Genomic DNA, 12,907 nt, shown 5'->3' with positions numbered 1-12,907 from the left:
CCCGCCCTACCTCTTCCCCACCATGCGGTTGCGGGCGGTCACCGGCTCCGCTCGTCCAGCAGCGCGATCCACGCGTCCACCACGGTGTCCATCGCGTGCCGTTCCAGGCAACGCTCCCTGACCGCCCGGCCCATGGCGTCCCGGCCGGCCAACACCCGGCGGATCGCGGCGACCAGTGCCCGCGGGTCCCCGGGACCCGGGCCGACGTCGGCGAGTGCGCCGGTGACCCCGTCCACGACCACGTCGCGCACGAAGCCGACATCGGTGGCCGCGGCCGGGACCGCGCTCAGGCCCGCCTCGACCAGGACGCCCGGGACGCCCTCGCTGGTACTGGACAGCACCAGCGCGTCGGCGGCCCGGTACACCGGGCCGAGGTCGGCCAGGTTGCCGGTGAAGGCGACCCGCCCGGGCGAGCGCCGCTCCGCGAGCGCCTCCAGGCTCGACCGCTCGGGGCCCTCCCCGGCCACGAGCAGGTGGTACGAAGGCCGTTCGCGCTCGGCGGCCCCGGTCGCGGCCGGCTCGGCGATGGCACCCGACGCGGTGTCCCGCTCGCCGTCCTCGAGCAACGCGAACGCCTCGATCGCCAGCGCGACCCGCTTCTCCGCGGCCAGCGCGCCGACCACCGCGAGCACCAGTGCGTCCGCCGGCAGCCCCAACTCGGCGCGGGCCTTGGCTCGGTCGTCACCCTCCGGCGGCGGGAAGCGTTCCGGTCGCCGTCCGTTGGGGATCGCCCGGACCCGATCCGGGCGCAACCGGTAGGTGCGCAGCAGCACGTCCCGGCCCATCGGCGACACCGAGGCGATCGCCACCGCCCGGCGCAGCATCAGCCCGACCCGGGCCCGGCGCAGCGGGTCCCGGGCCCAGTGCCGGGGGTCGCCGATGTTGACGTAGACGAACGGCGTCCCGGTCCCGGCGAGTGCGATCCCGCAGGCGTCCAGCGTGGTCGAGCCGTGCGCGATCACCAAGCCCACGCCCGCGGCCCGGCGCCGCAGTTCGCGCAACGTGCGCGGGTGCAGCCGGCCCGGTCCGAGCACCGGGATGGCCATCTCGCCCGTGCCCGCGAGCGCGACGACCGACGACGCGCGGCCGCGGCCGCGCAGCGCCGCGTCCAGGTCGTGGGCGAACGCCTGTGAGCCCCGGCGTCGGGGGTCGGTCACGACGTGCAGGACCCCACGCCGGTCCGTCGTTGTCCCCATGAGGTGACAGGTTGTCACGAATCCCGCCCCGCCGGGGGCGTATCGATGACATGCTCAGCCGTGAGGGGTGGGGGCGCCCTGTGGTCGGCGCTTTTCGGGGAGTTGGCGGGGGATGGCAGAGGTGATGCAGTGCACGTGCTCCAGGTGATCGACAGCGTGGATCGGGTCGGCGGGGCCGAGCGGGCGGCGGTGGCGATGGCCCCGGAGCTGATTCGTCGGGGGATCACGCTGGACATCGCGTATCTCCTGGATCTGGACGGATTCCAACCGGAGTTGGCCGAGGTCGGGGTGACGCTGTTCGGCGTGCACCGGAATTCGCGGGCGGGTTCCGCGCGGGGGCTGGCGCGGGTGATCCGCGATCGCCGACCGGACCTGGTGCACACGACCTTGTACGAGGCGGACATCGCGGGGCGAATCGCCGCCCTGGCGACCGGTGTTCCGGTGGTCTCCAGCCTGGTGAACACCTCCTACGGTGCCGAGATGCGCGATCAGCCCGGGATTCGGCCGTGGAAGCTGCGCGCCGCCCAGGGCCTGGACGCGGCCAGCGCGCGCGGCGTTCGGCGATTCCACGCGTTGACCGAGCACGTGGCCGGCGTGATGTCCCGCCGGCTGGGGGTGCGCCGGTCGCGGATCGACGTGGTGCCGCGCGGGCGTGATCCTCGGCCGCTGGCCGCCGCCCGGGAGCGCCGCGAGCGCACTCGGGCCGCGCTGTGCCTGGGGCCGGACGTCCCGGTCCTGGTGACGGCCGCCCGACAGGAGTACCAGAAGGGCCTGGACGTACTGATCAACGCGTTCGCCCGGGTGCGCGCCGAGGTGCCGGACGCGGTCCTGCTGCTGGCCGGTCCGGCGGGCGGTCGCACCGAGTCGTTGCGCCGACTGGCCGCCGAGACCGGCGGAATCGGGGATTCCGCCGGCGCGGCGGAGCCCGTACGGTTCTTGGGACACCGCGACGACGTGCCCGATCTGATGGCCGCGGCCGATGTGTTCGTGCTGCCCTCGCGCTGGGAGGGGTTGGGCAGCGTGCTGATCGAGGCGATGGGTGTGGGGACGCCGATCGTCACCAGCGATCTGCCTCCGGTGCGCGAGATCACCGGGGCGGGCGACTGTGCGGCGCTGGTGCCGCCGGACTCGCCCGAGGCGCTGGCGGCGGCGCTGGTCTCGGCCCTGACGGAGCGGGAGAAGACCGCGATACGCACGGAGGCGGCGTATCGACGTTTCGGCGAGGAGTACACGATCGACAGCGTTTGCGACCGGATGGTCGCGTTCTATGCCCGGGCGCTCGACCCGCGAGCCGGCCGTGACGTGTCGTCAGGTCCGGTGCGGTGACGGCCACGCGAACACATCCGGTTGGATCTCGACGGAATCTCCACACTTCCGGCACAGTCCTGGGGTCGATCGGCACCCCGTTTGCTCTACGTTTGGCCTGCCCCGCGGTCTGTTCTCGGGGCGGCAACTCGAACCGGAGGGGGACCGGTGGAAACCTCTAGCTACTTCTCCGTTCTCCAGCGCCGTTGGCCGCTGGTGCTCGCGTGTCTCGCGATCGGACTGCTCGCCGGGTTCATCCTGACCCCGTCGGACCCCAAGGGCACCGGGAACCAGTGGACCAGTTCGGTCAACGTGGTGCCGGCGCCGAACTCGGCGAAGGAGTTCAACCTCGCGCCCGTACAACTGATGACGGACGGCGGCGAGGTGGCCCGCCGGGTGGCGAAGCGGCTGAACAACCCCGATCCGGCCGTGCTGGCGTCCAAGGTCACCTCGCAGCTCAACCCGGACCTGGGCCTGGTCCAGATCTCCGGCAAGGCGCCCACCCGCAAGGCGGCCGAGGACCTGGCCACCGCATGGGCGCAGGAGACCGTGTCCGCGTTCGCCGACTCGCAGCGCAGGACCCGGCAGGGTCAGGCGGACAGCATGACCGCCCAGTTGGACAAGCTCAAGACCGACATCGACGGTCTGGAGAAGAGCACCACCAACGCGCCGGTGGGCAAGAAGGCCACGCTCCAGGCGGAGTTCGACGCCAAGCGGGGGCAATACACCACGCTGGTGGGTCAACAGCAGGAGCTGGTGAACCCGCTGAACGACCCCAAGGTCGAGGTGATGGACGGCCTCAAGAGCACGCCGGACTCCACCACGAGCATCCTGGCGCCCACCTCGCGGCCGTTGCGGATCGCCCTCGCCGCGGCGCTCGGACTCGCGCTCGGGCTGATCGCGGCGCTGATGGTGGACCGGATGGACGTCCGGCTGCGCGGGCGCATCCAGTTGGAGGACGCGTTCGGCCTGCCGGTGATCGCCGAGGTGCCGCGGGCGACCCGGCGTCAGCGGGCGGGACACGCGGTGCTGGTCGCGGGTCGACCGGACAGTCCGGTCGCGGAGGCCTATCGCACACTGCGCTCGGCGTTGTTGCTGTCCGGCCCGCCCGGGCTCGCCTATCGGCTCGGCGGCACCGACCCCCGGCAGACCCGGGGCACCTCGATGCCCGTGCGCCGGATCAGCGACCCGGCGCCGGTGATCCTGGTGGTGTCGCCGCGTCCGGGCGACGGGCGCACCAGCACGGTGGCCAACCTGGCCGCGGCGCTGGCCGAGGCGGGCCGCTCGGTGCTGGTCCTGGACTGCGACTTCCGCAACCCGGCCACCCACCTGTATCTCGGCGCCAAGCCGGGCAAGGGCATGTCCGAGGTGCTGCTCGCCGAGCAGGAGATCGACCTCGGGGACGTGGTGCGCGGCACGAACATCCCGAACGTGCGGGTGATCACCGCAGGGGCCCCGGCCGCCTATCCGGCCGCACTGCTGTTGCGCGCGGGCGAGGTGGTCCAGCGGGCCCGGCACCATGCGGACGTGGTGCTGGTGGACAGCGCGCCGCTGCTCTACGCGAACGACACCAACGACCTGGTGCAGCACGTGGACGCGATGCTGGTGGTGGCCCGCAGCGGCAACCTGACGGCCGATCAGGCCTCCCGGGTGGGCGAGCTGTTGACCCGTACCGGGGTGCCGATCGCCGGTGTCACGCTGCTGGGGGTGGACCCGACCCGGTCGATGGGCGGCGGTCTCAAGCGCGGTCCGCGCACCGGCACGGTGGGCCGGATGGGCGCCGGCGCGAGCCTGGTGCTGCGCGGCCGCTCGGCCGAGCCGACCCCCGACGCGGACGAGGACGCCGAGCGTCCCGCGCCCAGTTGGGCCAAGCGCGGTGAACTGACCGAGGGTGAACCCGAGTCGACCGCGAGTGGTCGCGGTGCGCATCGCGCCGATCCGATCGACTCGGCCGAGGACTCGGACTCCGGCTTCCGGATCCAGTCGGCGGCGGAGCGGGCACTGCACAACGGCTCCGGCGACGGCGCGCACCTGGGACCACACTTCGACACGTGGTCCACCGTCGAACTCGGCTCGGAGGATCGCTGATGGGTGACCGCGTTCGCGTCCTGTGGCTCGCCAAGGGTCTGGGGCGTGGTGGCGCCGAGCAGTTGCTGGTCAACTGCGCGCGCCGACTGGACGGCGAACGCTACGAGGTCGAGGTCGCCTACGTGTTGCCGTGGAAGGACGCGCTGGTTCCGGCCCTGCGCGAGTTGGGCATCACGGTGCACTGCCTGGGTGGCGGGCGGGTCTGGCCGGTGCGGCTGCGCGCGCTGTTGCGGGCGCGCGACTACGGCCTGATCCACACGCACATGCCGGTTCCGGCGGTCGCCGCTCGGGTGTTCTCCGGCAAGGTGCCGATCGTGCACACCGAGCACAACATGTGGCCGCGCTACCGGCGGCCCACCCGGATCGCCAACGCCTGGACGTACCGGCGCAACAACGGCGTGATCGCGGTCTCCGCGGCCGTGGCGGAGAGCATCGAGCCGGCCCGACTGCGGCGCGGCACCGTGCCGACGGTGATCCATCACGGCCCGGACCTGGGCGACGCGTTCGCCGGTCCGGGCGCGCGCGAGCGGGCCCGGCAGGCGCTGGACCTGGACCAGGACGCGTTCACGGTCGGCTCGGTGGCCAACTTCACGCCCAAGAAGGACCAGTTGGGCCTGCTCGCGGCGCACGCGCTGGTCCGGGAGCGGCATCCCGAGGCAGTCCTGGTGCTGATCGGGTCCGGCCCGTTGGAGGCGACCCTGCGCGAGCGGGCGAGCCGGCCCGACCTCAAGGGCTCGGTGGTCTTCGCCGGGTCGCGCGGCGACGTGCCGGCGTTGTTGCCGGCCTTCGACGTGTTCGCGCTGAGTTCGCGTCAGGAGGGGCTGCCGGTCTCGTTGATGGAGGCGATGACGGTCGGGTTGCCGTCGGTGGTGACCGCGGTGGGCGGGATGCCGGAGATCGTCACCGACGGGGTCGAGGGCGCGGTGGTGCCGGCCGGTGACCCGGCGGCGTTCGCCGACGCGTTGGTGGCCTTCGCCACCGAACCCGCGCGTCGGCGCGCGTGCGGCGAGGCCGCGGCCGAACGCTCGGACGAGTTCGACGTCGCGGGAGCGCAGCGGCGGATCGAGGACGTGTACGCGAGAGTGCTGGAGGGATCGCGGTGAGTGGGCAAGAGGTCGGGAGTTCGCCTTTCACCGTCCGGGAGTTGGGCAAACACGACGAACCCCGGGTGTTGGCCCTGTTGGGCGACGCGCTGTCCGGCGGGCCGACCGGGGAGCGCACTCCGGAGTTCTTCCGGTGGAAGCACAGGGACAACCCGTTCGGTGCCAGTCCCGGTCTGGTCGCCGAGGCGGACGGCCGGGTGGTCGCGGTACGGCTTTTCCTGCGCTGGGAGTTCGTGCTCGGCGGCGAGGTGGTCCGGGCGGTGCGCGCGGTGGACACCGCGACCCACCCGGACGTCCAGGGCCGGGGTCTGTTCCGCCGGTTGACCACCGAGTTGCTGGAGCGGATCGAGGTGGACACCTCGCTGGTGTTCAACACCCCGAACGGCAACAGCCTGCCGGGCTATCTGCGGATGGGCTGGCACGAGGTCGGGAAGGTACCGGTCTCGCTCCATCCGATCCGGCCGATCGCCTTCGCGCGCGGGCTCAAGGAACTGCGCGCCACCGGGGACCTCTCCGGCACCTCGCAGACCTGGAACTCGGTGGATCCCGCGGCCCGGTGCCGCTTCCCGACCGCTCGTCAGTTCTTCTCCGACCCCAAGGCGGCGGTGGGCTTCGACGAGTTGGTCGCCGAGGCGGACGCGGGCGACGCGGCGATCGGCCACGACAAGCTGCGCACCGCGCTCACCGGCGACTTCCTGCGCTGGCGCTACGGCGACGCGCCCGGACTGGACTACCGGGTGGTGGCCTCGTACAAGAACGGCGAGTTGACCGGCGTGGTGTTCGGGCGCCCGCGTCTGCGCGGCCCGCTGGTCGAGTTCACGCTGTCCCAGATGGTGGTGCGCCCCGGCGACCGCGACACCGCGCGCAAGCTGTTCTCCGGGGTGGCCATGTCCGGCTGCGACCACGTCGCCACGCATCTGGCGCGCGGCTCGGAAGCGGCCAGGGCCGCCCGCTACGCCGGGTACGCCACGCCGCCGCGCACCGGCATGCTGCTGGTCGCGCGCACCGTGCACCCGCACCCGATCGACGTCCACGACCTGCGCTCGTGGCAGCTCTCCCTGGGGGACTTGGAGGTCTTCTAGCCAGCCGGCGGGCCGCCGCCGGACCGGTCCGAGCCGGTCCCCGCGCCACCGCCGCCCGACGCCGCACCGGTTCGCCGTCCCTGCAAGGAGCTCCGTTGTCGTCCCGTCTTGCGCCGTACGCCCGGTGGGTGCCTCCGTCGCGGCTGCCATGGGGTTCCCTGCTCGCGCTCACCGCGGTCGGCTTCTACGTCTCGGCGTTCGCGTGGGCGATGGAGTATCGCCCGTACGACACGTGGGGCGCGCTGATCGTCTTCCCGCTGCTGCTCACCATCAGCGTGCCGCTGCTGTCCCGGTTCTCCCGCGACGAGCCGCCGTGGGTACGGCGGTTGGTGATCGGCGCGCTGGTCGCCAAGTTGCTCGCGTGCTTCGCCCGGTACTGGATGTCCTTCGTGCTCTACGAGGGGCGCGCGGACGCGGCCACCTACGACCTGGTCGGGCGGGCCATCGCGCCGCACTTCCGGGACGGCGACTTCACCGTGGACATCGGCCGCAAGGTGATCGGCACCGGCTTCATCATGATCGTCACCGGGATCGTGTACGCGATCGTCGGGCAGTCGTTGCTGGCCGGCTACCTGGTCTACTCGTGGCTGGGGTTCTGGGGTCTGTACCTGTTCTGGCGCGCGTTCAACGTGGCCTATCCGGACGGCGATCGGCGCCGCTACGGCAAGTTGCTGTTCTTCCTGCCGTCGTTGCTGTTCTGGCCGTCCGGGATCGGCAAGGACACGTGGATGATGTTCACGCTGGGCCTGGCGGCCTACGGCGTGGCGCTGCTCCTGGTGCGCCGGCGCGGTGCGTTCGTGTTCCTGATCCTGGGGGCGGTGGGCACCACGATGGTGCGCCCGCACGTGACGGTGCTGCTGCTGTGCGGGCTGTGTGTCGGCTATCTGCTCCGCAATCGCCCGCAACAGGCCTCCGCGCTGGGCCCGTTGCGGGCCGGCTTCGGGATCCTGGTGCTCGGGGTGGGTTGTGTGCTCGCGCTCCAGCAGGTCGGCACCTTCTTCGGCACGCCGGGCATCGGCGCCGCGCAGGCCAATCAGGTGATCGCCAAGACCCAGACCCAGACCGCGCAGGGCGGTTCGGCCCAGGCGGTGGACGATTCGGCGGCGCTGTCCATCTCACCGGCCGCGTTGCCGCAGTCGCTGGTGACCGTGCTCTTTCGGCCGTTCCCGTTCGAGGCGCACAACATCCAGGCTCTGGTCGCGTCGCTGGAAGGCGTCGTGCTGATGGGCCTGTTCGTGGTCGCGCTCCCCCGGTTGAAACGCATCCCGGGGCTGCTGATCCGAAGACCCTACGTGGCCTTCGTGATCGTCTACACGCTGGTGTTCGCGCTCGCGTTCGCGAACATCCGCAACTTCGGCATCCTCACCCGCGAGCGGGTCCAGGTGTTCCCGTTCGTCCTGGTGTTGCTCGCGGTGTCGAAGCCGGATCGCACCGAGACCGAGAAGGGCGGTAGTTCGGAGCGGAAGCGGCGGCGGACGATGGGGCGGCACGCGACGCCCCTCGCGGCCGATTCCGGTGGTGGGGAGACGAGTTCGATCAGTCCGGGGAATCCCGGTGAGTCCAGGGGGGATGCGATATGGCGGTGACCGGCAAGCCGGCGGTGCTCGGTGGGGACGCGACGTTCGCGGAGGGCCTGCCGCTGACGCGCGTGCATGTGCCCGAGCGGGAGGAGTTGGCGCGGCGGCTGGACACGATTTTGACCAGCGGTCAGTTGACCGACGGTGCCACGGTGCGCGAGTTGGAGGAGGACGCGGCCGCGCGGCTGGAGGTGCCGTATGTGGTGGCGGTGTCGAACTGCACGAGCGGGCTGATGCTCGCGCTGCAGGCGCTGGGGGTGAGCGGGTCGGTGGCGATGCCCGGCTTCACCTTCGCGGCCACCGCGCACGCGGCGCACTGGGCGGGGGCCACCCCGGTGTTCGCCGAGGTGGACCCGGACAGCCTGACCCTGGACGCGACCGACGCGGCCGCGCTGCTGGCCGAGTCGGGCGCGTCCGCGTTGATGGCCACGCACGTGTACGGGACGCCGTGTCGGGTCGAGGAGTTGGCGAAGGTCGCGGACGACGCGGGGGTGCCGATCGTCTACGACGCGGCGCACGCGCTGGGCAGCCGGCGGGCGGGCACGCCGATCGGCGGCTTCGGCGCGGCGGAGGTGTTCTCGCTGAGCCCGACGAAGGTGGTGACCGCGGGCGAGGGCGGGTTGATCGCGACCCGGGACGAGGGCTTGGCGCAGGCCTGCCGACTGGGTCGGGGGTACGGCAACCCGGGCGACTACGACTGCCTGTTCCCGGGACTGAACGCGCGGATGTCCGAGTTGCACGCCGCGCTGGCGCTGGTGTCGCTGCGCGGCCTGCCGGAGCGGGTGGCCACCCGCTCGCACCTGGTGGGTGTGTTCGCGGACGCGATCGCCGACGTGCCGGGGCTGCGGCTGCCGATGCTCGCCGACGGCGACGTGTCCACCTGGAAGGACCTGACCCTGATCGTCGACCCGGACACGTTCGGCCTGGACACGCCGACCCTGGCCCGGGCGCTGAAGGCGGACGGGATCGACTCGCGCCGCTACTTCCACCCGCCGGTGAACCGGCAGAAGGCGTACGCCCACCTGCCCGCGCGGCCGTTGCCGATCACCGACGACGTGTCCTCCCGGGTGTTGACCCTGCCGCTGTGGTCGCACATGGACGAGCCGACGGTACGCCGGGTCGCGGACACGGTGATCCGGCTGCACGAACACGCCGCCGACGTACGGATCGCCTCCGTCTGAGCGGCCTCGCCCGAAGCGTCGGCCGGTGCGCATTCGACCCGGCCGGCGCCGAGGCCACCCGTCGGGGCCGCCGTCGGGAGATGCCGGCAGGCCGAATGGCCGATCGCCCCGCGCGTGGTCGCGGGAGTCGTGGTGGTGGCCGCCGACCTCGTTCGCGCGAGGGCCGGCGGCGCCGCCCGCGGTCGTTCAGTCGAGTTGGTGGGCGAACTCGCCGGCCAGGTCCGCTATCTGAGCGGGCGTCAGCGTCTCCGAGGAGACATACAGCGCGGCCTCGCCCGGGCCGTTCACGTTCAGCCGGACGGCGGCCACGTGTCCGTTGCCGACCGGGACCACCTGCTGCGGCGCGATCGTGGCCATCTTGTCGGCGAACGCGCCCAGGACCGGCGACGCCGCGTCGGCGTCGCGCGCGATCACCGGCAGGCCCATGACGAGCGGGTGTCCACGCCGCGAGGCGAACGTGGCCACGTCCAGCTCGGCCGCGCCGACCCGGTAGGAACAGGTCGCCGTGACGCCGTTGGCCCGCTGGACCGGCGTGAGATTCGAGTACAGGTCGCGTGCCGCGGCTTCGTCGTCGGACCAGCCCTCGCCGACGTCCACCGCGGCCGGATCGCCCGGGGTGACCGCTCCGTCGAGGTGGATCCGCGCGGTGGCCGCGGCGACGTCGAACGGCAGCGGGCACCGCGGGCCCCTCTCGCCGATCGGCCGGACCGTCTGGCGGAACTTCTCGATGTTCAACCGCTTCGAGGACGGGGACGGGACGTCGTCCCCGTCGCTGCTGCACGCGCCGATCGCGGTGACGGCCAGCGCCCCCGCCGCGCATGCGGCGAGGACCCGGCCACGAGAATGCTGCCTACGACTCATTCGGGCAGCGTACTGAGCGTTCGTCAGGTGATCGTCATGCCATGGGAAAGACTTCGAATGCGGCCGCGAAGCGGGTGCCCAGCCGCGAGCCGGCCGCCCGGCCCATGCCCTCCAGGAACTCCCCCGCGTCCGCCATCTGCCCCTGGCCCAGCCCGGCCAGATAGGCCGCGTGCGCCTCCAGCGACGCGACGCCGAGCGCGAAGTCCTCGGTGGTGTCCACCGCGTGCCCCGACTGCGGCGAGCCGCTCGCCCACACCGCGCGCACCCCGCCCCACGGCTCGTGGCCCTCGGCGAGCAGCTCGCGGAACACCCACCGGTTGCCCGCGTCGCGCACCGCGTCCACGACCGCCCGGCCGACCGCGATGTGGTCCGCCTGGTTGAGCATGACCCCGCCCCACGTATCGCGGAAGTTGCCGGTGATCACGATCTCCGGCTTGTGCCGGCGGACCACCCGGGACAGGTCGCGGCGCAGCGGCAGGCCGTACTCGATCACGCCGTCCGGGTAGCCGAGGAACTCGACCGTGTCGACGCCGACGATGCGCGCCGACTCGATCTGCTCGGCCTCGCGCAGCGGGCGACACTCGTCCGGGTCGAGTCCGTCGATGCCGGCTTCGCCGCTGGTGACCATGACGTAGGTGATGTGCTTGCCCTGCCGGGTCCAGCGGGCGATCGCGGCGGCGGCACCGTATTCGAGGTCGTCGGGGTGCGCGACGATGGCGACGGCGCGCTCCCAGTCCTCGGGCAGCGCCTCGTACGGTTCGGGCCGGGATTCGGTGGTCATGCGTGGTCCTTCCCAGGTGGCCGCACGGGCCGGTGCTACACGGACGTCGTCATCCTTTCAGCGGCCGATAGGATTCGTATCCTCATGAGCGCCACGATCGTCGTCAAAGACCTTGCCGCCGGACACGGTGACCGTGTCCTGTTCTCCGGATTGGACCTGGTGATCGCCCCCGGCGACGTCGTGGGTCTGGTCGGGGTGAACGGCGCGGGCAAGTCCACCTTGTTGAAGCTCCTCGCCGGGCTGGCCGAGCCGGAGGCGGGAGCGATCCAGCTGAGCCCGCCGACCGCGTCGGTGGGCCATCTGCCGCAGGAGCCGGAGCGGCGCCCGGGCGAGACCGTGCGCGCGTTCCTGGCCCGGCGCACCGGGGTCGCCGCCGCGCAGGCCGCGCTCGACACCGCGACCGAGGGCCTGGTCGAGGGCCGCGCGGGCGCCGACGACGAGTACGGCATCGCGCTGGATCGCTGGCTGGACCTGGGCGGCGCGGACCTGGAGGAGCGGGCCGAGGAGGTCGCGGCGGACCTGGGCCTGGCGGTGGACCTGGATCGCGAGATGACCGCGCTGTCCGGCGGCCAGGCCGCGCGCGCGGGGCTGATGTCGCTGCTGCTGAGCCGGTACGACGTGTTCCTGCTCGACGAGCCGACCAACGATCTGGACCTGGACGGGCTGGACCGGTTGGAGCGGTTCGTCTCCGGGCTGCGCGCGGGCACCGTGGTGATCAGCCACGACCGCGAGTTCCTGGCCCGGACGGTGGACCGGGTGGTCGAACTGGATCTGGCCCAGCAGCAGATCCGCAGCTACGGCGGCGGCTACGACGCGTACCTGGCCGAGCGCGAGGTGGCCCGCCGGCACGCGCGCGAGGAGTTCGACGAGTACGCGGACAAGCGCGGCGATCTGGAGGCCCGGGCCCGGATGCAGCGCGGGTGGATGGACAAGGGCACCCGCAACGCGCGCCGCAAGTCCACCGACAACGACAAGATCAGCCGCAAGACCCGGTCCGAGGCGAGTGAGAAGCAGGCGTCCAAGGCCCGCCAGACCGAGCGGATGATCGAGCGCCTGGAGGTGGTCGAGGAGCCCCGCAAGGAGTGGGAGCTGCGGATGGAGATCGCCGCGGCGCCGCGCGCGGGCGCGGTGGTGGCCGCGCTGCACGGCGCGGTGGTCGAGCGCGGCGGCTTCACGCTGGGTCCGGTGACGTTGCAGATCGACTGGGCGGATCGGGTCGCGATCACCGGCGCGAACGGCGCGGGCAAGTCGACGCTGCTGGCGGCGCTGCTCGGACGGGCCGAGTTGACCGGCGGTCGGGGTTCACTGGGTTCGGGTGTCGTGGTCGGCGAGGTGGATCAGGCGCGCGGGTTGTTCCTGGGCGATCTGCCGCTCCTGGAGGCGTTCTGCGCGGTGGTCCCGGACCTGCTCCCGGCCGATGTGCGTACGCTGCTGGCCAAGTTCGGGCTCAAGGCGGCGCACGTGCTGCGCCCGGCGGCGACCCTGTCCCCGGGTGAGCGCACCCGCGCCGCCCTGGCCCTGCTCCAGGCCGAGGGGGTCAACCTGCTGGTACTGGACGAGCCGACGAACCACCTGGACCTGCCCGCGATCGAGCAGTTGGAGTCCGCGTTGGAGTCCTACGAGGGCACGCTGCTCCTGGTCACCCACGACCGGCGGATGCTGGAGGCGGTGCGCACCACCCGGCGGATCGAAGTCGCGGACGGCCGGGTCACCGAGCTGTGATCCGTCGTTAG

The 12,907-nt window shown here is 72.4% G+C and carries 10 protein-coding genes; 7 read left to right on the top strand and 3 right to left on the bottom strand.

The window, feature by feature from the left end:
* Positions 1-38 precede the first annotated feature (38 nt).
* Positions 39-1,196 carry a glycosyltransferase family 4 protein gene (locus OG948_RS29135; RefSeq protein ID WP_406299294.1) on the bottom strand — a complete coding sequence of 386 codons (1,158 nt, stop codon included), beginning with the start codon at positions 1,194-1,196 and terminating at the stop codon, positions 39-41.
* A 129-nt stretch (positions 1,197-1,325) separates the two neighbouring features.
* On the opposite strand from OG948_RS29135, the gene OG948_RS29130 reads away from it, so the two are divergent.
* The 6 genes from OG948_RS29130 to OG948_RS29105 all read left to right on the top strand — a co-directional run bounded on the left by OG948_RS29130 (position 1,326) and on the right by OG948_RS29105 (position 9,532).
* The gene (locus OG948_RS29130; RefSeq protein ID WP_406299293.1) at positions 1,326-2,522 is read left to right on the top strand and encodes a glycosyltransferase; all 1,197 of its coding nucleotides are present in this window, start codon (positions 1,326-1,328) and stop codon (positions 2,520-2,522) included.
* 147 nt (positions 2,523-2,669) lie between these two features.
* Positions 2,670-4,589, top strand: coding sequence for an AAA family ATPase (locus OG948_RS29125; RefSeq protein ID WP_406299292.1), 1,920 nt, complete (start codon positions 2,670-2,672; stop codon positions 4,587-4,589).
* Positions 4,589-5,692, top strand: coding sequence for a glycosyltransferase (locus tag OG948_RS29120; protein WP_406299291.1), 1,104 nt, complete (start codon positions 4,589-4,591; stop codon positions 5,690-5,692). Before OG948_RS29125 ends, OG948_RS29120 begins: the two co-directional genes overlap by 1 nt.
* Positions 5,689-6,774, top strand: a complete 1,086-nt coding sequence (locus OG948_RS29115; protein ID WP_406299290.1) for a GNAT family N-acetyltransferase — start codon at positions 5,689-5,691, stop codon at positions 6,772-6,774. Before OG948_RS29120 ends, OG948_RS29115 begins: the two co-directional genes overlap by 4 nt.
* Before the next feature lie 95 nt (positions 6,775-6,869).
* On the top strand, positions 6,870-8,360 hold the full coding sequence (locus tag OG948_RS29110) for a hypothetical protein (RefSeq protein WP_406299289.1): 1,491 nt from the start codon (positions 6,870-6,872) through the stop codon (positions 8,358-8,360).
* Positions 8,351-9,532, top strand: a complete 1,182-nt coding sequence (locus OG948_RS29105) for a DegT/DnrJ/EryC1/StrS family aminotransferase (RefSeq protein WP_406299288.1) — start codon at positions 8,351-8,353, stop codon at positions 9,530-9,532. Before OG948_RS29110 ends, OG948_RS29105 begins: the two co-directional genes overlap by 10 nt.
* Positions 9,533-9,718: 186 nt before the next feature.
* Here the strand turns inward: OG948_RS29105 and OG948_RS29100 are convergent, their stop codons facing one another.
* Both OG948_RS29100 and OG948_RS29095 read right to left on the bottom strand, forming a co-directional pair.
* Positions 9,719-10,393, bottom strand: coding sequence for a hypothetical protein (locus OG948_RS29100; protein ID WP_406299287.1), 675 nt, complete (start codon positions 10,391-10,393; stop codon positions 9,719-9,721).
* 34 nt (positions 10,394-10,427) lie between these two features.
* Positions 10,428-11,174, bottom strand: a complete 747-nt coding sequence (locus OG948_RS29095; protein ID WP_406299286.1) for a PIG-L deacetylase family protein — start codon at positions 11,172-11,174, stop codon at positions 10,428-10,430.
* Between the two features lie 84 nt (positions 11,175-11,258).
* Between OG948_RS29095 and OG948_RS29090 the strand changes: the two genes are divergently transcribed.
* Positions 11,259-12,896, top strand: coding sequence for an ABC-F family ATP-binding cassette domain-containing protein (locus OG948_RS29090; RefSeq protein WP_406299285.1), 1,638 nt, complete (start codon positions 11,259-11,261; stop codon positions 12,894-12,896).
* Positions 12,897-12,907: the final 11 nt, after the last annotated feature.

It is taken from the genome of Embleya sp. NBC_00888, assembly GCF_045207655.1.
Classification (GTDB): Bacteria; Actinomycetota; Actinomycetes; order Streptomycetales; family Streptomycetaceae; genus Embleya.
This window is presented reverse-complemented; position numbering and strand designations above follow the sequence as displayed.

Excerpts from the sequence above, each read along its gene's own strand:
- OG948_RS29135 (WP_406299294.1), bottom strand. The coding sequence starts at position 1,196 with ATGGGGACAACGACGGACCGGCGTGGGGTCCTGCACGTCGTGACCGAC.
- OG948_RS29120 (WP_406299291.1), top strand. The coding sequence starts at position 4,589 with ATGGGTGACCGCGTTCGCGTCCTGTGGCTCGCCAAGGGTCTGGGGCGT.
- OG948_RS29105 (WP_406299288.1), top strand. The coding sequence starts at position 8,351 with ATGGCGGTGACCGGCAAGCCGGCGGTGCTCGGTGGGGACGCGACGTTC.
- OG948_RS29100 (WP_406299287.1), bottom strand. The coding sequence starts at position 10,393 with ATGAGTCGTAGGCAGCATTCTCGTGGCCGGGTCCTCGCCGCATGCGCG.
- OG948_RS29095 (WP_406299286.1), bottom strand. The coding sequence starts at position 11,174 with ATGACCACCGAATCCCGGCCCGAACCGTACGAGGCGCTGCCCGAGGAC.
- OG948_RS29090 (WP_406299285.1), top strand. The coding sequence starts at position 11,259 with ATGAGCGCCACGATCGTCGTCAAAGACCTTGCCGCCGGACACGGTGAC.